The 17,439-nt window shown below is 70.9% G+C and carries 15 protein-coding genes and 1 pseudogene; 8 read left to right on the forward strand and 8 right to left on the reverse strand.

Translation table 11 applies throughout. The features are described 5' to 3' along the window. Positions 1-99: 99 nt before the first annotated feature. Entirely contained in the window at positions 100-1,503 is a 1,404-nt protein-coding gene (locus tag OG972_RS24720; protein WP_266984868.1) for a cystathionine beta-synthase, read from the forward strand. A 428-nt stretch (positions 1,504-1,931) separates the two neighbouring features. Here the strand turns inward: OG972_RS24720 and OG972_RS24725 are convergent, their stop codons facing one another. After that, positions 1,932-2,771 carry a helix-turn-helix transcriptional regulator gene (locus OG972_RS24725; protein ID WP_266984870.1) on the reverse strand — a complete coding sequence of 280 codons (840 nt, stop codon included), beginning with the start codon at positions 2,769-2,771 and terminating at the stop codon, positions 1,932-1,934. Between the two features lie 154 nt (positions 2,772-2,925). Here OG972_RS24725 and OG972_RS24730 point away from each other — a divergent pair, with 154 nt between their 5' ends. Continuing rightward, positions 2,926-3,687: an SDR family oxidoreductase gene (locus tag OG972_RS24730; protein WP_266984871.1), complete on the forward strand. Its 762-nt coding sequence runs from the start codon at positions 2,926-2,928 to the stop codon at positions 3,685-3,687. 20 nt (positions 3,688-3,707) lie between these two features. Here the strand turns inward: OG972_RS24730 and OG972_RS24735 are convergent, their stop codons facing one another. The 6 genes from OG972_RS24735 to OG972_RS24760 all read right to left on the reverse strand — a co-directional run bounded on the left by OG972_RS24735 (position 3,708) and on the right by OG972_RS24760 (position 9,076). Beyond that, positions 3,708-4,130: a hypothetical protein gene (locus OG972_RS24735; protein ID WP_266984873.1), complete on the reverse strand. Its 423-nt coding sequence runs from the start codon at positions 4,128-4,130 to the stop codon at positions 3,708-3,710. Between the two features lie 119 nt (positions 4,131-4,249). After that, positions 4,250-5,656, reverse strand: a complete 1,407-nt coding sequence (locus tag OG972_RS24740) for a cytosine permease (RefSeq protein ID WP_266984875.1) — start codon at positions 5,654-5,656, stop codon at positions 4,250-4,252. A gap of 19 nt (positions 5,657-5,675) precedes the next feature. After that, on the reverse strand, positions 5,676-6,632 hold the full coding sequence (locus OG972_RS24745) for an ABC transporter substrate-binding protein (protein ID WP_266984877.1): 957 nt from the start codon (positions 6,630-6,632) through the stop codon (positions 5,676-5,678). Between the two features lie 11 nt (positions 6,633-6,643). Then, positions 6,644-7,306: an ABC transporter permease gene (locus OG972_RS24750; protein ID WP_266984879.1), complete on the reverse strand. Its 663-nt coding sequence runs from the start codon at positions 7,304-7,306 to the stop codon at positions 6,644-6,646. Position 7,307: 1 nt separating this feature from the next. Further along, positions 7,308-7,949 carry an ABC transporter permease gene (locus OG972_RS24755; RefSeq protein WP_266984881.1) on the reverse strand — a complete coding sequence of 214 codons (642 nt, stop codon included), beginning with the start codon at positions 7,947-7,949 and terminating at the stop codon, positions 7,308-7,310. Then, on the reverse strand, positions 7,946-9,076 hold the full coding sequence (locus OG972_RS24760) for an ABC transporter ATP-binding protein (protein WP_266984883.1): 1,131 nt from the start codon (positions 9,074-9,076) through the stop codon (positions 7,946-7,948). The genes OG972_RS24755 and OG972_RS24760 overlap by 4 nt, the downstream gene beginning before the upstream one ends. 156 nt (positions 9,077-9,232) lie before the next feature. On the opposite strand from OG972_RS24760, the gene OG972_RS24765 reads away from it, so the two are divergent. From OG972_RS24765 to OG972_RS24775, 3 genes are all read left to right on the forward strand, one after another. Continuing rightward, positions 9,233-10,789: an aromatic amino acid ammonia-lyase gene (locus tag OG972_RS24765; RefSeq protein ID WP_266990693.1), complete on the forward strand. Its 1,557-nt coding sequence runs from the start codon at positions 9,233-9,235 to the stop codon at positions 10,787-10,789. Then, positions 10,786-11,637 (forward strand): MurR/RpiR family transcriptional regulator, encoded by an 852-nt coding sequence (locus OG972_RS24770; protein ID WP_266984885.1) that lies wholly within the window; start codon positions 10,786-10,788, stop codon positions 11,635-11,637. The genes OG972_RS24765 and OG972_RS24770 overlap by 4 nt, the downstream gene beginning before the upstream one ends. A 350-nt stretch (positions 11,638-11,987) precedes the next feature. Further along, complete coding sequence (locus OG972_RS24775; RefSeq protein ID WP_266984887.1) at positions 11,988-12,575, forward strand: hypothetical protein; 588 nt, start codon at positions 11,988-11,990, stop codon at positions 12,573-12,575. Between the two features lie 98 nt (positions 12,576-12,673). Here the strand turns inward: OG972_RS24775 and OG972_RS24780 are convergent. Next, positions 12,674-12,931, reverse strand: a pseudogene (locus OG972_RS24780) (hypothetical protein); the annotation flags it as partial. Between the two features lie 127 nt (positions 12,932-13,058). Between OG972_RS24780 and hutU the strand changes: the two are divergent. The 3 genes from hutU (at position 13,059) to OG972_RS24795 (ending at position 17,412) form a co-directional block, all read left to right on the forward strand. Then, positions 13,059-14,717, forward strand: coding sequence for a urocanate hydratase (hutU, locus tag OG972_RS24785; protein ID WP_266984889.1), 1,659 nt, complete (start codon positions 13,059-13,061; stop codon positions 14,715-14,717). A gap of 107 nt (positions 14,718-14,824) precedes the next feature. Continuing rightward, positions 14,825-16,036: an allantoate amidohydrolase gene (locus OG972_RS24790; RefSeq protein ID WP_266990694.1), complete on the forward strand. Its 1,212-nt coding sequence runs from the start codon at positions 14,825-14,827 to the stop codon at positions 16,034-16,036. Further along, a complete protein-coding gene (locus tag OG972_RS24795; RefSeq protein WP_266984891.1) occupies positions 16,027-17,412 on the forward strand; it encodes a formimidoylglutamate deiminase in 1,386 nt (461 codons plus the stop codon). Before OG972_RS24790 ends, OG972_RS24795 begins: the two co-directional genes overlap by 10 nt. The last annotated feature ends 27 nt before the right edge of the window (positions 17,413-17,439 follow it).

Genomic DNA, 17,439 nt, shown 5'->3' on the forward strand with positions numbered 1-17,439 from the left:
CTAACTGCCCCGTAACGACCGTCGCCCAATCGCTTCGCCCAATCTCATGCCCGTACGCATACCCTGGCCGCACCATCTCGGAGACCCCGGAGTAACACGGTGCAATTTCACGATTCGATGATCAGTCTCGTTGGCAATACCCCGCTGGTGAGGCTGCGCAGTGTCACGGCCGGCATCCAGGCGACGGTGCTGGCCAAGGTCGAGTACTTCAACCCCGGCGGTTCGGTGAAGGACCGGATCGCCCTGCGCATGATCGAGGCCGCGGAGGAGAGCGGAGCCCTGCAGCCCGGCGGCACGATCGTCGAGCCGACGAGCGGCAACACGGGCGTCGGCCTGGCGATCGTCGCCCAGCAGAAGGGCTACAAGTGCATCTTCGTCTGCCCGGACAAGGTGTCCACGGACAAGATCAATGTGCTGCGCGCCTACGGTGCGGAGGTTGTGGTCTGCCCGACGGCCGTTGACCCCGAGCACCCGGACTCGTACTACAACGTCTCGGACCGGCTGGTCCGGGAGACGCCGGGTGCCTGGAAGCCCGACCAGTACTCGAACCCGAACAACCCGCGCTCGCACTACGAGACCACCGGTCCCGAGCTGTGGGAGCAGACGGATGGGAAGATCACCCACTTCGTGGCGGGCGTGGGAACCGGTGGCACGATCACCGGCACCGGCCGCTATCTGAAAGAGGTCAGCGGCGGCTCGGTCAAGATCGTCGGCGCGGACCCGGAGGGCTCGGTCTACTCCGGCGGTTCCGGTCGCCCGTACCTGGTCGAGGGCGTCGGCGAGGACTTCTGGCCGACCGCGTACGACCGGACGGTCACGGACGAGATCGTCGCCGTGTCCGACAAGGACTCCTTCCAGATGACCCGGCGGCTCGCCAAGGAGGAGGGCCTGCTCGTCGGTGGCTCCTGCGGCATGGCGGTCGTGGCGGCCCTGGAGGTCGCGCAGCGCCTCGGACCGGACGACGTGGTCGTCGTGCTCCTCCCGGACAGCGGTCGCGGCTATCTGAGCAAGATCTTCAACGACGAGTGGATGGCCGACTACGGCTTCCTGGACGACACGGGTACGTCCGCCCGCGTCGGCGACGTGCTCGACCACAAGGACGGTCCGCTGCCGACGCTCGTCCACATGCACCCGGAGGAGACCGTCGGGGAGGCGATCGACGTCCTGCGCGAGTACGGCGTCTCGCAGATGCCGATCGTGAAGCCGGGCGCCGGCCACCCGGACGTGATGGCCGCCGAGGTCATCGGTTCGGTCGTGGAGCGGGAACTGCTGAACGCACTGTTCGCGCAGCGCGCCTCGCTCACCGACCCGCTGGAGAAGCACATGTCGCCGCCGCTGCCGCAGGTCGGCTCCGGCGAACCGGTCGAGGACCTGATGTCGGTGCTCGGCGGCGCGGACGGTGCCGACGCGGCGATCGTGCTGGTGGAGGGCAAGCCGAAGGGCGTCGTGAGCAGGCAGGACCTGCTGGCGTTCCTGGCGAAGGACGCGGGTCCGAAGCAGTAGGGAGCGATTCGGGGCTTCGCGAAAACGGTACGAGCACGACACGTACGCGCAGCACCGGCTTAACACGGCTCCTGCACATTGGTGGGTGTCGGCAGGGAAACCCGCCGGCACCCAAGACGGCGACGCGGACTACGGAGCGGCTCCCGGACCTCCACTGTCGCCAGGACGCGCGCACCCGGCCCTGACCCGGACCCGCGTCCCTCGCGGGGACCGCCGTCGTCCCGCCCCCTGGGAAACCGGGGGTGCGGCGGTCCCCGCGACATATCTATGCGCGTCAACAGGTGACTGTGTGTTGAGCGTGTTCGCATGTGACGGTTGTCAGCGCGTCCCCGTGCGTCGGTTCGCTGCGTCTCCCCGTGCGACGATTGTCAGCGCCTGCCCGCGCGGCTGCCCCGCTGTTGCTCTCCTCGGCCGCGGCCGAGGGCCACTCACCCGGCCGGTGCGGCCGCCCAGCTCGCCAGCAGCGCCATGCGCTCCGCGGTCTCCGTGCCTGGTTCCGGGGTGTAGACCACCAGCGACTGGCCAGGGTCGCCGGGCAGCCCCAGCGTCTCGTACGGAAGCGTCAGTTCGCCCGCGACCGGGTGCAGGATGCGCTTGACGCCGTACGTCTTCGCCTTCACCTGATGGTCGGCCCACAGTCGGCGGAAGTCCTCGCTCCGCATCGACAACTCGCCGACCAGGGTGGCGAGCTGTCTGTCCGTCGGGTGCAGTCCGGCGTCCAGGCGCAGATACGCGACGGTCTCCGCCGCCACCGCCGCCCACTCCGGGTACATCTCGCGGGCCGCCGGTTCCAGGAACACCTGGCGCGGCATGTTGCGCTCGGCGACGGGCATCCGGGAGAAGCCGACGAGGGCGTCACCCAGGGCGTTCCAGGCCAGGACGTCCATCCGGCGGCCCAGGACGAACGCCGGGGCCCTGTCGACGGTGTCCAGAAGCAGCCGCAGACCGGGCCGGACCCGCTGGGCGGCGTTGGCCGGACGCCCGGTCCGTGCCTTCGCGGCCGGCCGGGCCACGGTGTGCAGATACGCCTGCTCCGTCTCATCCAGCCGCAGCACCCGGGCGATCGCGTCGAGCACCGCGTCCGAGACGCTCGGCCCACGCCCCTGTTCCAGCCGGATGTAGTAGTCGACGCTCACCCCCGCGAGCTGCGCGACCTCCTCGCGGCGCAGCCCGGGCACCCGCCTGCGGCCGTATGCCTGTAGGCCGACGTCCTCGGGCTGAATGCGCGCGCGTCGTGAGCGAAGAAAGTCTCCGAGGTCCCCGTCCATGCTCCGATCGTAGGAGACCGGCCGGAACGGAACCTGGTACTGGCAGACCCAGGAAGGACGCATCCCTGGGTAGCGGGCGGGCGATGGCGAAGGGTGGGTCCTGCCACCGGGGAGACGCCCCGGCGGACACCACGTACAAAAACGGAGTACAGACATGTCGTACGAGTCGCTCGCAGGCCGCACCGCCGTCATCACCGGAGCCGCCAGTGGCATGGGCGCCGCCACCGCAGGGCTGCTCGCGGCCCAGGGCGCCAGGGTCGCGCTGCTGGCCCGGCGGGTGGAACGGCTGGAGGAAGTGGCCGCCAAGATCGTGTCCGAGGGCGGCGAAGCGCTCGTAGTGGCGACCGACGTCACCGACCAGGCGTCCGTCGACACGGCAGCCGAGCGCGTGCACACCGCCTATGGTCGGGCGGACCTGGTGGTCAACGCGGCCGGAGTGATGCTGCCGAACCCGGTGGACGAGGGCCGCACCGACGAATGGCAGCGGATGCTCGACACCAATGTGTCGGGCGCGCTGCGCATCATCCGGGCCTTCACGCCCGACCTGGTGGCGGCGGCCGCCGACGGCCGCACCGCGGACCTGGTGAACATCTCGTCGATCGGCGCGCACGTCACGTTCCCCCACTACGCCGTGTACGGGGCGACGAAGGCGGCGCTCAGCCATCTGTCGGCGTCCCTGCGTACGGAGTTCGGCCCGCGCGACGTCCGCGTCACCAACATCGAACCGGGCCTCACCGACACGGAGCTGGCCGGCCACATCGACAACGCGGAGCTGTCGAGCCAGCTGGACGGCATGTTCGACGCGCTGGGCGCACTGTCGGGCGACGACATCGCCGACCTCATTGCGTACACCACCAGCCGCCCGCGCCACGTCAACCTGCGCCAGCTGATCGTGCTTCCCACGCGCCAGGCGTAGCCGCGTGCCCAGCCGGCTGCTCAGTCCTCCCGGTCGGACTGCGAGCACTTCTCCGAGCGCCGGAACAATGGCCGACTGCGGGCGGCGTTGAAGGCGTTCACCCCGACGATCCCCAGCCAGGCCACGACGAGCCCCTCGATCCCGGCGTTCGCGACCCCGATCGCGGACAGCGGGATGGCCAGGACCAACGAGACGATCCCGAACCCGAACCGCTCACCGAAGTCGCCCAGCGGCGGCTGGGGCGTATGGGCCCCCCGGGCGACTTTGATCTGCTGCTCGCCCAGGTGCCGCCGCACCCGCCGGTCGAGCGTGACGTCGAGACGCTGCTCGACCTTCTCCAGAAACGAGTCGATGAGCGCGGACTCGTACTCGGGCCCCAGCTCGCTGCGCGCGTGCAGGGTGGCATTGAGCTCTTTCTTGAGCTCGGAGTCACGGGCTTCCATGCGCCTACGGTACGAAGCGGCGGGGCCGGGCGCAGTGGGGCTAGCCCCCCTGTTGGGCCTCGGGCGAGTACCGGGGCAGGCCGTCGAACGGCCGGGGCGGCGAGCAGACGCCCTTCGGCTCAGCCGACCGGCACCCGGTCCGTCGGCATGATGGTGGCGGCCGGGATGTGGGTGGTGTCGCGGCGGGCGAGCAGCCAGTACAGCAGTGCCGGTACGAGCAGGCCGATCACCCAGGAGATGTCCGCGCCGCCCAATGGCTCCACCAGCGGGCCGGTGTAGAAGGTCGTCGCCAGGAAGGGGAGCTGGGCGACGATGCCGACTGCGTAGACCGTCAGTGCGTCCCAGCGCCAGGCGCCGTAGCGGCCGTCCGGGTCGGACAGGGCCGGGATGTCGTAGCGCTCGCGCGATATCAGGTAGTAGTCGACGAGGTTGATCGCCGACCACGGGGTGAAGAAGGTCAGCAGGAACAGCAGGAAGTCCTTGAACGAGGCGAGGAAGGTGTCCTTGCCGAGCAGGGCGACCGCCGTGCCCGCGATCATGATCACGGCGATGTACGCGGAGCGGCCGCGCTGGGACAGTGCCCGCTGCCCGCGGAAGCCGCTGATCCCGGTCACCATCGACATGAAACCGCCGTAGGTGTTCAGCACGTTGATGGTCAGCTTGCCGAGCGCGATCACGAAATAGAGCAGCGAGGCGATCAGCCCGGTGCCGCCCAGCGAGACGACGTAGCTGACCTGGTCGTCGAGGAACGCCGCACCCGCGGATGCGGCGACCAGCACGCCGAAGGCCATGGACCACTGGGAGCCGAGCGTCGTGCCGGCCAGCGTCCACCAGAAGGTGGCGCGGGAGCTCGTACGGCGCGGCAGGTAGCGCGAGTAGTCGGCGACGTAGGGCCCGAACGCCAGCTGCCAGGACGCCGCGATCGACACCGCGAGCAGGAACATCGGCAGGTCGAAGGCGCGGTCGGCGAGGGCGGCGCCGAGATCGATCCGGTCCAGCAACCGGATACCGAGATAGATGAAGGCCAGCGCGCAGACCACACTGGCGACCCGGCCGAGGACGTGGACGACCCGGTAGCCGATCGCCGCCATCAGGGCAGTGATCGCGGCGAAGACGAGGATGCCGGGGGTCTGTCCGAGGTGGGTGAGCTCGCCGACCGCCTGGCCGGCCAGCACGCTGCCGCTGGCGAAGAAACCGACGTACATCACGACGACCAGGAGCAGTGGCACGACCGCGCCGCGCACCCCGAACTGTGCCCGGCTGGAGATCATCTGGGGCAGGCCCAGCCTGGGGCCCTGCGCCGAGTGCAGCGACATCACCGCTCCGCCGAGCAGGTTGCCCACCAGCAGGCCGATCAGGGACCAGAAGGCGCCGCCGCCGAAGATGACTGCGAGTGCGCCGCTGACCACCGCGGTGATCTGGAGGTTCGCTCCGAGCCAGAGGGTGAACTGGGAGAACGCGGTACCGTGCCGTTCGTCGTCCGGTACGACGTCGATCGAGCGGCGCTCGACGAGGGAGTCGGCCATGGGGGTTGCTCCTTTTCTCTTACTTCTCTGCCAGACCGTGCGCCGCGGCCCAGCCGTGCGCCACGTCCTCCGGGTCTTTCTTGTCCTTGTCCACCAGGCGGTTCAGCTCCGTGAGGTCCTTTGTCGTGAGGGCGGCGCCCAGGCGGGCCAGTGCCCTGCGGACCGTGGAGTCCGCCGCGCGGTCCGCGATCAGGGGGACCACGTGCTGGCCGGGGATCAGGTTCTTGGGGTCGGTGAGGACCACCCAGCCCTCGGCGATGATGTCCGTGTCGGTGGTGAAGAGGTTGGCGACGTCCACATCGCCCTTCTTCAGGGCTCCCTTGACCAGCGGGCCGGAGGAGTCCAGCGACTTGAACTCCTTGAACTCGACTCCGTACACGTCCTTCAGGCCGACCGCCCCGACCGTCCGCTTCTTCACCTCGGGGGCCGCGCCGATGACCAGCTTGCCGTTCTGCTTCGCCAGGTCGGCGAGGGAGGTCAGGCCGTACTTCCTGGCGGTGCCCGGTGTGACGACGAAGGCGTCCGAGTCCTCCGCCATGCCGTACGGGAGGATCTGGAGGCCCTTGGGGAGGGCGATGGCCAGGGCGTTCTGCATCTCGCCTTCCTCGGTGGCCTTCGCCTTCGGGTCGAGGTAGTGCAGGAGGGCGCCCTGGTACTCGGGGAGCAGGTCGATGTCCCCGCCCTCGAGGGCGGGGATGAGGATTTCGCGGGTGCCCAGGTTGGCGCGGACCTTTGTCTTCACCCCGGCGGCCTGCAGGGCTTCGGCGTACAGGTAGCCGAGCACCTGGTTCTCGGTGAAGTTGGCCGTGCCGATGGTGATGCCGCCGGCGCTGGAGCCGCCGCCGGTGCCTCCGCCGCCCTGGCCGTCCAGCGAGGTGATGCCACTGCTGCAGGCCGCGAGTGCGGGGACTGCGGCCGCGGCGAGGAGGCCGCCCAGCAGGGATCGGCGGGTGGTGCTGCGGGGAGTGCGGGTCATGGGTGGTCTCCTCAGGCGGTGCGGTGACGGAAGAGGATGCGCTGCAGCCCGGACAGGGCCAGGTCCAGGACGACGGCCACGACCGCCACCAGGACCGCGCCGCCCAGTACCTGGACGAGGTCGCGCTGGGCCAGGCCGTCGAAGACGTACCGGCCGAGGCCGCCGAAGCTGACGTACGCGGCGACCGTGGCGGTGGCGACGACCTGGATCAGGGCCAGGCGCAGGCCGGTCATGATCAAGGGAAGGGCGAGGGGGAGTTCCACCTGCCACAGGATCTGGTGGCCGCGCATGCCCTGACCGCGGGCGGCGTCCTTGACCTCCGGGTCGACGGCGGTCATGCCGGCGTAGGTGTTGGTGACGATCGACGGGACCGCGAGCGCGACCAGCGCCACGTACACCGGGGTCATCGACAGCCCGCTGGCCAGGAAGACGAGCACCACCAGACCGACCGTGGGCAGCGCCCGGCCGAACGACGAGAGGTTGATGGCGAGGAAGGCGCCGCGCCCCGTGTGGCCGATGAGCAGACCGATCGGGAGGGCGATCACCGTCGCGATCAGGGTGGCGAGGAGCGAGTACTGGAGGTGCTCGGTGAGGCGGTGGGCGATGCCGTCCGGGCCCTGCCACTGCTCGGCGCCGGTCAGCCAGGTGCCGAGGTCCGCGAAGAGTTCGTACATATCAGGCCCTCTTCCGCTTCCAGGGGGTGAGCGCGTACTGCACGGCGACCAGCAGGGCGTCCGCGACCAGTGCGAGCAGCAGGGTCAGGGCGATGCCGACGATCACCGGGGTGGGGAAGTTGCGCTGGAACCCGTCGGTGAAGAGCTGGCCGAGACCGCCGTCGCCGATGTACGTGGCCACGCTGACCAGCGAGATCGACATGACCGTGGCGATCCGTACGCCCGCCATGATCACGGGGAGGGCGAGAGGGAGCTCGATGGTGAGCAGGACGCGCAGGGGGCGGGTCCCCATCGCCTTGGCGGCCTCGCGGGTGCGCGCCGGGACGGAGTCGAGGCCCTCGACCGTGTTGCGGAGGAGGACGACCAGTGTGTAGACGGTCAGGCCGATCACCGTGGTGGTGCGGGTGAGGCCCGAGACCGGCAGCAGGAGCACGAAGACCGCGATGGACGGGATCGTGAAGAGAATGTTCGACAGCCCCAGGAGGAAGCCGCGCAGGGGGCGTACCCGGTGGGCGAGGACGGCCAGCGGGAGCGAGATCAGCAGGCCGAGGAGTACGGCGGTCAGGGCGGCCTGGAGGTGGGAGACGGTCAGCGTGGCGAGGTCGCTCGCGTGGTCGGATATCCACGACCAGTCGATGGTCATGCGCTGCTCTTTCCGACCGGGGCCGTCGCGGGCCGAGGAGGCTCGATCGCTGCGGAGTGGGCGGCGCCCGCCCGTGCGTGCACGGCCTCGCGTGCGGTGACCCCGGCCAGGACGCCGGCGTCGTCGATCCTGGCTATCAGTCCGGCCGGTGAGGCGACCGACTCGTTCAGCGCGGAGAGCAGCGAGTCCGTGTCGCGCAGCGGCCGTACGGGGAGGAGCGCGGCATCACCTGCCCGGCCCGGCGGGGTGGCTGCCGGGTCGAGCCAGCCGAGGGGTTCGCCCTTGGCGGAGACGACCAGTTGCCAGTCGGTGCGCCCGGCGGGGGCGGTTTCGTCGGCCCGCACCGTTGTCGCCGGTTGCCGGGGGAGATCCGCGAGCGTGCTCAACGAGAGCAGTTTCAGGCCGCGTTCGGCTCCCAGGAAGTCGGCGACGAAGTCGTCGGCCGGGCGGGCGAGGAGTTCGGCGGGCGGTGCGCACTGCACGAGGTGGCCGCCGGTACGGAAGACGGCGATCCGGTCGCCGAGCCGTACCGCCTCGTCGATGTCGTGGGTGACGAAGACGATGGTCTTGTTCAGCTCCTGCTGGAGACGGAGCAGCTCGTCCTGGAGCTGGGTCCGCACGACGGGGTCGACCGCGCCGAACGGCTCGTCCATCAGCAGGACCGGCGGATCGGCGGCGAGCGCGCGGGCCACGCCGACGCGCTGCTGCTGGCCGCCGGAGAGCTGGTGCGGGTAGCGCTTGGCGGCGTCGGCCGGAAGCCCGACCGTCTCCAGCAGCTCGGCCGCGCGGGCCCGGGCGCGCTTGCGTCCGTGGCCCAGCAGCAGCGGGACCGTGGCGATGTTGTCGAGGATCGTGCGGTGCGGAAAGAGTCCCGCCTGCTGGATGACGTATCCGATGCCTCGCCGGAGCTCGGCGGCGTCCGCTTCGAGGATGTTCCGGCCGCTGAGTGTGATCGTGCCGGAGCTCGGATCGACCATCCGGTTGATCATCCGGAGAGTGGTGGTCTTGCCGCAGCCGGACGAACCGACCAGGACCGTGATGCCGCCCTCCGGCATGGTGAGGCTGAGCTCATGAACTGCTGTCGTGCCGTTCGGGAAGCGCTTGTTCACTGCGTCGAATTTGATCATCAGTCGTCCCTTGCCCCGGCTGCATACAGTCATGCAGAGTTCTCGTTGGCTGAATAGATTGTCAATGCCTCGGGGTAAAACGCTGGTGACAGAAGCCCGAAAGGCAGGATCGAGAGTCCGGATGAGGAGTGTTTGCGCATGATGTCGTCCCACATGATGGACTCCTCGCCCTTCGGTGGATGGGCCGCGGACCACGCCGTCTCCATCGTCGAGCTCGACGGAGAGACCCTCCCCGTCGCCGATGTCGTCCGGATTGCCCGCGGCGCCGCCCGCCCCGTGCCCGGCGCCGAGGCGATGAAGCGGGTCGACCGGTCCTGGGCGGCCGCCCGCGAGCTCGCCGCGACCGGGCGGGTGTACGGGCGATCCACCGGGGTCGGCGCCAATCGCAACGAGGAGGTCCCGACCGAGGCCGCCGCCGACCACGGGCTGCGGTTGCTGCGCAGCCACGCCGGGGCCATCGGCGAACCGCTGCCGGCCCGCGAGGTCCGCGCGATGCTCGCCGTGCGCGCCAATCAGCTGCTCGCGGGAGGCGCCGGGCTGCGGCCCACCGTCGTCACCGCGCTCTGCGAGGCGCTGGAGGCGGGGGCGCACCCGGTGATCAACGAGTTCGGTTCGGTCGGCACCGGGGACATCGCCGCCCTCGCCCAGGCCGGCCTCGCGCTCGCCGGGGAACACCCCTGGCAAGGGCCCGGCGCCGCCCCCGAACCCCAGCCGCTCGACAACAACGACGCCCTCGCCCTGATCAGCAGCAACGCCCTCACCCTCGGTCAGGCCGCCCTCGCGCTCGACGAGCTGCGCCGGCTCGTCACCGCCACCGAGGTGGTTGCCGCGCTCTCGCTGCTCGCGGTCGACGGTTCGTACGAGGCGTACGCCGAACCGGTCCACGCCGCCCGTCCGCACCCCGGCTCGTACCGGGTCGCGGCGCGGATGCGACAGCTGCTCGGTGCCCCCGACCGCCCGGGACCCCCGCTCGGCCGGATCCAGGACCCGTACGGCTTCCGCTGCCTGCCGCAGATCCACGGGCCCGCGCAGGACGCCGCCGACGCGCTCGAACGGGTTCTCGCCGTCGAGATCAACGCCGCCGCCGAGAACCCGCTGATCTGTCCGGACGCCGGTCTCAACGACAGCCCCGCCGCCTACCACCACGGCGGTTTCTACATGGCACAGCTCGCCCTGGCGCTGGACCACTTCAGGCTCGCTGTCGTGCAGGTCGCGCGGCTCTCGACCTCCCGGCTCTCGGCGCTCAACGAGCCGTCCTTCACCCGGCTGAGGCCCTTCCTCGCCGACGGTGAACCCGCCTCCTCGGGCGTGATGATCCTGGAGTACGCGGCCGGAGCCGCCCTCGGAGATCTGCGGGCGTACGCCGCGCCCGCCTCGCTCGGCCACGCCGTGCTGTCGAGGGGCGTGGAGGAGCAGGCGAGTTTCGCCTCGCTGGCGGCCCGCCAGACGCTGCGCGTGTGCGGCGCCTACCGGCAGGTCGTCGCCTGCGAACTCGTCTCCGCCGTAAGGGCGTTGCGGCTGCGTGATCTGCGGCCCGATCCCGGTCTGCCGGTCGGGCGGGCATTCGCGCTGGCCGATTCCCTGCTCGAAGGGGAGTTCGCGGACCGGCCGCTCACCGATGATGTGAAGGTGGCGGCCGGGGACCTGCTCGACCGCTGCACGGACCTGTGGAACACCGATCTCACCAGCACGAGGACCAGGGGGACAGCATGAGCGGGAGCAGCCCGGCCGCGCGGTTGCAGCAACTCTTCGAGGGGCACCGGCTCACGCCCACTCAGCGGCGGATCGCGCACTCGATGGTGCGCAGGGCCGGGGACGTCCCGTTTCTGTCGAGTGTGGAGCTGGCCGAGATGGCCGGGGTCAGCCAGCCGTCCGTCACCCGGTTCGCCGTCGCGCTCGGGTTCGACGGGTATCCGGCGCTGCGCAGGCATCTGCGGGAGGTCGCGCCCGGACCCGTCGAGGGAGGTGCGCGCGCCGCCGCCGACACGTACAACGAGTACCAGCAGGCCGTCCGCGCCGAGATCGAGAACCTGCAGCACCTCGCCGAACTCCTTGCCGACCCCACTCCGGTCGAGCGGGCGGGGCGGCTGCTCGCCGCGTCGCGCCCGCTGCCGGTGCTCGGGCTGCGCGCCGCCTCCTCGCAGGCGCGGGGCTTCGGTTACTTCGCAGCCAAGGTCCACCCGGATGTGCGAGTGCTCGACGAGGGCGGCAGCATGCTGCACGACCGGATCGACGCCGCACGCCGGGCGGGGGCGAGTGCGCTGGTCTGCTTCGCGCTGCCGCGCCATCCCAAGGAGGTCGTGGACGCGCTCGCGTACGCCCAGGAGCAGGGACTGACCGTGGTGTCCGTCGCCGATTCGGCGTTCGCCCCGGTGGCCAAACACAGCGACCTGCTGATTCCCGCCGCCGTCGGCACCGGACTCGCCTTCGACACGGCGTGCGCGCCGATGCTGCTGGGGCGGGTGCTGCTGGAGGCGATGTGCGACGACCTGCCGGACGCGCAGGCGCGGCTGGAGGAGTTCGACGCGAGGGCGGCGGCGCGCGGGCTGTTCGTGGAATGAGGGCGTGACGCACGGGATGTGGCTGCCGGGCTTCCCGGCGGGGTGAGCGCCCGGAGGCCGGCGTCGGCGCCCGGGGGACCGGGCGGACGGTCGTGCCGACGGCGATGCCGGGGCTGCGGCTGGGCGAGCGGTCGTCGGCGTCCGGACCGTGATCGCTTCCGGCACTGAGGGACCCGGGAATTCGCCGGCCGGGAACGGCTCCGCGGAGACGAGTCCGCCTGCGCCGGGGCGGGGACGGCAGGGCGGGTGTCCGGTGCTGAGGGAACTCCGGCCGGTGGTCGGCATTCCTCGCCGATTCTCAGACACCGCTCAGATACGGCCATTAATCTGCGCCCCGAGAATCAGCATCGATGGCTGTCGAGAGGGGTATCGACGTGGGGCGCGGAGCGCAGTCGCTCGCGAGGGTGGCCGTGATCGTACGGGCCGGAGCCGTACCGCTGTGGTGGCCGGGGCTGCTCGCCGCCGCCGTCGGTGCGCTCGTCCCGGGGCTCACCGGCCGTCGGATCGGACTGCTCGCCGGAGCCGCGCTCTTCCTGATCACCGCGGTTGTGGTGGCGCTCGCGCGCGGGCGCAGGTACGCGGAGCTGGCGAGGGCCGCCACCCGTGTCGGGCGGACGGACTTCCTCCAGGACCGGGCCGTGACCGTACGCAACTGGCGGCGCGGGCACCGGTGGTGGCTGCTGGGCGGGTTTCTCGTGGCGATCGCCGGCGGATTCGTGCTGCCCGGCGCCGGTGGGCTGATGCTTGCGGGCGCGGGGGCCGGCCTCTGGGCCAAGTCCGTCCGGATCGGGCAGCGGGAGCGGAAGGACGACGTCCTGTACTGGGTGCGGACCGACTGGGTGGAGAAGGGGCGGCCCGCGGGCAAGCAGGTCGCGGCATACCGGACGACCGGGCCGGTGGCGGGCGACGCCGCGCCCGGTGGGGCGCGGCGTCGCTGAGAGCCTGTCGGGTGACCTTCGATCGGATAGCGTGCGTGCCAGGGCGTGGCCGCCCGGTCAGAGGTCACCCGACAGGTTCTGAGGGCGGTCTGCGGAGGTCAGACCTCCAGGTCGGCCTCGATCCGCTTCAGTTGGTGGCGGGCCATCGCCAGGTTGGTGCGGCCGGCGTCCAGCACCAGGTAGAGGAAGAGACCGTTGTTGCCGCGCGCCTTGAGCAGCCGGATCAGGTGGTACTGGGCACCGAGGGTGATCAGGATGTCCTCGATCCCGTCCTTGATGCCGAGATGTTCCATGGTGCGGAGTTTGGCGCGTACGACATCCGTGTTGCCCGGGGCAGCGACCTCCAGGTTGAAGTCGTGTTCTGTCCGCGTTCGGTGCCGCATCCCGTCTTCGGGGCAGGTCTTTCGGGCGCGCCTGTTGACTACAAGTATTCAGAGCAGCAGGATGTGAATAGAAGCAACACAGTCGCGAGGAGGCATTGTCATGTCAGGACCCCGCCCCGTACGGGCACCGCGCGGTACCGAACTGAGCGCCCTGGGATGGCAGCAGGAAGCCGCCCTCCGCATGCTGCAGAACAATCTCGACCCCGAGGTCGCCGAGCACCCCGACAAGCTCGTCGTCTACGGCGGCACGGGCAAGGCGGCCCGCGACTGGCGCTCGTTCGACGCGATGGTGCGCACGCTGCAGACGCTCAAGCAGGACGAGACGATGCTCGTCCAGTCCGGGCGCCCGGTCGGTGTCATGCAGACCCACGAGTGGGCGCCGCGCGTCCTGATCGCCAACTCCAACCTGGTGGGCGACTGGGCGAACTGGGAGGAGTTCCGCCGCCTGGAGGCGCTCGGACTCACCATGTACGGCCAGATGACGGCCGGGTCGTGGATCTACATCGGTACGCAGGGCATCCTGCAGGGCACCTACGAGACGTTCGCCGCCGTCGCCGCCAAGAAGTTCAACGGGACGCTGGCCGGGACGATCACCCTGACCGCCGGGCTCGGCGGCATGGGTGGCGCCCAGCCGCTCGCCGTGACCATGAACGACGGCGTCGCGATCTGTATCGACTGCGACCCGCGCGCCATCGAGCGCCGCATCGAGCACCGCTATCTGGATGTGCGCGCCGACTCCCTGGAGCACGCGCTCCAGCTCGCCACCGAGGCGCGCGACGCGCGCAAGCCGCTCTCCATCGGGCTGCTCGGCAACGCGGCGGAGCTGCTGCCCCGGATGCTCGCCGAGGGCGCCCCGATCGACATCGTCACCGACCAGACCAGCGCGCACGACCCGCTCGCGTACCTCCCGATCGGCGTCGACTTCGACGACATGGCCTCGTACGCCGCCGAGAAGCCCGCGGACTTCACGCAGCGGGCACGCGAGGCGATGGCCAAGCACGTCGAGGCGATGGTCGGCTTCATGGACGCCGGGGCCGAGGTCTTCGACTACGGCAACTCGATCCGCGGCGAGGCCCAGCTCGCGGGCTACGACCGGGCATTCGACTTCCCCGGGTTCGTGCCCGCCTACATCCGGCCGCTGTTCTGCGAGGGCAAGGGCCCGTTCCGATGGGCCGCGCTGTCCGGCGAGGCGTCGGACATCCACAAGACCGACAAGGCGATGCTCGAGCTCTTCCCGGAGAACGAGTCGCTGCACCGGTGGATCAAGATGGCCGGTGAGCGCGTCCACTTCCAGGGTCTGCCCGCCCGGATCTGCTGGCTCGGCTACGGCGAACGCGACCGCGCCGGTGAGCGGTTCAACGACATGGTGGCCTCCGGCGAGCTGGCCGCACCGCTGGCGATCGGCCGCGACCACCTGGACTGCGGGTCGGTGGCGTCCCCGTACCGCGAGACCGAGGCGATGCTCGACGGGTCCGACGCGATCGCGGACTGGCCGCTGCTGAACGCCATGGTCAACGTGGCGTCCGGCGCCTCCTGGGTCTCCATCCACCACGGAGGCGGCGTCGGGATGGGGCGCTCCATCCACGCCGGTCAGGTGACCGTGGCCGACGGTACGAAGCTGGCGGGCGAGAAGATCCGCCGGGTGCTGACGAACGACCCCGGAATGGGGGTCATCCGGCACGTCGACGCGGGGTACGACATCGCGGAGTCCGTTGCCGCGGACAAGGGCGTGCGGGTTCCCATGACGGAGGGGCAGTGAGCCTGCCGGGCGGAGGCGGCTCCGTGGAGGCCGAGGGTTCCCCGGCGCCTACCCTCCCCCATGGCCCGCAGGGACCGGGAAGGGCCGGGCAGCCGTCCTTCCAGGACATGTGGAAGGAACTTGCCCCCATCGGACGCCACGCCGAGAGCGGTGGGTACCGGCGGTACGCCTGGACCGGTGCCGATGCCGACTGCCGGGTCTGGTTCCGGGAGCAGGCCGAAGCGCGTGGGCTCGGGTACGAGGTCGACCGGAACGGGAATCAGTGGGCCTGGCTCGGGGATCCGCTCGGTGACGACGCCGTCGTCACCGGGTCGCACCTCGACTCCGTGCCCGACGGCGGTGCGTTCGACGGGCCGCTCGGTGTGGTCTCCTCCTTCGCGGCGCTCGACGAACTCCACCGCAGAGGAGTCGAGTTCACCCGGCCGTTCGCCATCACCAACTTCGGTGACGAGGAAGGGGCCCGGTTCGGGCTCGCCTGCGTCGGGTCCCGGCTCGCCGCCGGGCAGCTGACCGTCGAGAAGGCGCACCAGCTCCGCGACGGCGACGGCATCACACTGCCGCAGGCCATGGAGGCGGCCGGGTACGACCCCGGCGCCATCGGCCCGGATCCCGAACGGCTGGCCCGTATCGGCGCTTTCGTCGAGCTCCATGTCGAGCAGGGGCGCTCCCTCGACCTCACCGGTGACCCGGTCGGTATCGCCTCCGCGATCTGGCCGCACGGCCGCTGGCGGTTCGACTTCCGCGGCGAGGCCAACCACGCGGGGACCACCCGGCTCGTCGACCGGCGCGACCCGATGCTCACGTACGCCGAGACCGTGCTGGCCGCCCGCCGCGAGGCGGAGCTCACCGGCGCCCTCGCCACCTTCGGGAAGATCGCCGTCGAGCCGAACGGCGTCAACGCCATCCCCTCCCTCGTGCGTGGCTGGCTCGATTCGCGCGCCGCCGACCAGGACACCCTCGACGCCGTCGTCACCGGCATCGAGCGGGCCGCCCGGGAGCACGCCGAGCGTGCGGGCATCGATCTCGATGTCGTACGGGAGTCCTTCACGCCCGTCGTGGAGTTCCAGCACGCCCTGCGTGACGAACTCGGCAAGATCCTGACCGGTCGGGGCGGCGACGCGGGCCGCGCCGTGCCCGTCCTCGGCACCGGCGCCGGACACGATGCGGGTATTTTGTCCGCTTCGGTCCCTACCGCCATGCTGTTCGTACGGAACCCCACCGGGATCTCGCACTCGCCGGCCGAGTACGCCGCCGAGGACGACTGCACCGCCGGGGTGATCGCACTGGCCGATGTACTGGAAGGTCTCGCGTGCAGCTGACAACGACACCGACGGGCGCGCACCGCACCGCCACGTTCTGGATGTCCCACGCCTGGCTCGGCACCCATGTCGAGCCGGGCGTGACCCTGGCCGTCGCCGACGGGCGGATCGCCGGGATCCGTACCGGCGTCGACGCCCCGCCGCCGGGCGCCACCGTGCTGCGCGGGCTCACGGTGCCCGGTCTCGCCAACACCCACTCGCACGCCTTCCACCGCGCCCTGCGCTCCACCGTCCAGGTCGGCTCCGGCACCTTCTGGACCTGGCGCGAGCTCATGTACCAGGTCGCGGCCCGGCTCACCCCCGATACGTACTACGACCTGGCCCGTGCCGTGTACGCCGAGATGGCGCTGGCAGGCATCACCGCGGTGGGTGAGTTCCACTATCTGCACCACGCGCCGGGCGGAGCCCCGTACAACAACCCCAACGCGATGGGCGAAGCCCTGATCGCCGCCGCCGCCGCGGCCGGGATCCGGATCACCCTGCTGGACACGGCCTATCTCGCCGCCGGATTCGGGCAGCGGGCCGGCCAGTACCGGGAGCCCGACCAGCACCAGCTGCGCTTCTCCGACACCACCGCGGACGCCTGGGCCGAACGCGCCTCCCTGCTCAAGGGCAGCGATCACGCCCTGATCGGCGCGGCCGTCCACTCCGTACGCGCCGTGCCCGCCGGGCAGCTCGCGACCGTGGCGAAGTGGGCCGAGGAGCGGCAGGCGCCCCTCCATGTCCACCTGTCCGAACAGACCGCGGAGAACGACGCCTGCCAGGCAGCCCACGGCTGTTCGCCCACCCGGCTCCTCGCCGACCACGGGGTCCTCGGCCCGCGCACCACCGGCATCCACAACACCCACCTCAGCAGTGAGGACATCGCGCTGCTCGGCGTCTCGGCCACCGGCACCTGCATGTGCCCCACGACCGAACGCGACCTCGCCGACGGCATCGGACCCGCCGTCGCCCTGCAGCGCGCCGGCTCGCCGCTCTCCCTCGGGAGTGACAGCCACGCCGTGATCGACCTCTTCGAAGAGGCCCGCGCCATGGAGCTCAACGAGCGTCTGCGCACCCATGCCCGCGGCCACTGGACGGCGGCCGCACTGCTGCGCGCCGCTACCGCCGACGGGCACGCCGCCCTCGGCCGGTCCGACGCGGGCACCCTGGAACCGGGCGCGCTCGCCGACTTCACCACCGTCGCCCTGGACTCCGTCAGAACAGCGGGACCGGTGCCCCGACTGGCTGCCGAAGCAGTCGTATTCGCCGCCTCCGCAGCCGATGTGCGCCATACGGTCGTGGCAGGCCGACACATCGTCCGCGACGGGCAGCACACGCTCGTCGAGGACGTCCCCGCAGCACTCGCCTCGGCCATCGCCGTCCTGCACGGCTGACCCCGGATCCTCGCAAGGAGAGCAGTC

The organism is Streptomyces sp. NBC_01669, assembly GCF_026339735.1.
GTDB lineage: Bacteria > Actinomycetota > Actinomycetes > Streptomycetales > Streptomycetaceae > Streptomyces > Streptomyces yanii.

What these genes read in the sequence shown, in the direction of transcription:
- OG972_RS24725 (WP_266984870.1), bottom strand. Translation starts at nt 2,771, where the DNA reads ATGGACGGGGACCTCGGAGACTTTCTTCGCTCACGACGCGCGCGCATT.
- OG972_RS24730 (WP_266984871.1), top strand. Translation starts at nt 2,926, where the DNA reads ATGTCGTACGAGTCGCTCGCAGGCCGCACCGCCGTCATCACCGGAGCC.
- OG972_RS24735 (WP_266984873.1), bottom strand. Translation starts at nt 4,130, where the DNA reads ATGGAAGCCCGTGACTCCGAGCTCAAGAAAGAGCTCAATGCCACCCTG.
- OG972_RS24740 (WP_266984875.1), bottom strand. Translation starts at nt 5,656, where the DNA reads ATGGCCGACTCCCTCGTCGAGCGCCGCTCGATCGACGTCGTACCGGAC.
- OG972_RS24745 (WP_266984877.1), bottom strand. Translation starts at nt 6,632, where the DNA reads ATGACCCGCACTCCCCGCAGCACCACCCGCCGATCCCTGCTGGGCGGC.
- OG972_RS24750 (WP_266984879.1), bottom strand. Translation starts at nt 7,306, where the DNA reads ATGTACGAACTCTTCGCGGACCTCGGCACCTGGCTGACCGGCGCCGAG.
- OG972_RS24755 (WP_266984881.1), bottom strand. Translation starts at nt 7,949, where the DNA reads ATGACCATCGACTGGTCGTGGATATCCGACCACGCGAGCGACCTCGCC.
- OG972_RS24760 (WP_266984883.1), bottom strand. Translation starts at nt 9,076, where the DNA reads ATGATCAAATTCGACGCAGTGAACAAGCGCTTCCCGAACGGCACGACA.
- OG972_RS24765 (WP_266990693.1), top strand. Translation starts at nt 9,233, where the DNA reads ATGGACTCCTCGCCCTTCGGTGGATGGGCCGCGGACCACGCCGTCTCC.
- OG972_RS24770 (WP_266984885.1), top strand. Translation starts at nt 10,786, where the DNA reads ATGAGCGGGAGCAGCCCGGCCGCGCGGTTGCAGCAACTCTTCGAGGGG.
- OG972_RS24775 (WP_266984887.1), top strand. Translation starts at nt 11,988, where the DNA reads ATGGCTGTCGAGAGGGGTATCGACGTGGGGCGCGGAGCGCAGTCGCTC.
- hutU (WP_266984889.1), top strand. Translation starts at nt 13,059, where the DNA reads ATGTCAGGACCCCGCCCCGTACGGGCACCGCGCGGTACCGAACTGAGC.
- OG972_RS24790 (WP_266990694.1), top strand. Translation starts at nt 14,825, where the DNA reads ATGTGGAAGGAACTTGCCCCCATCGGACGCCACGCCGAGAGCGGTGGG.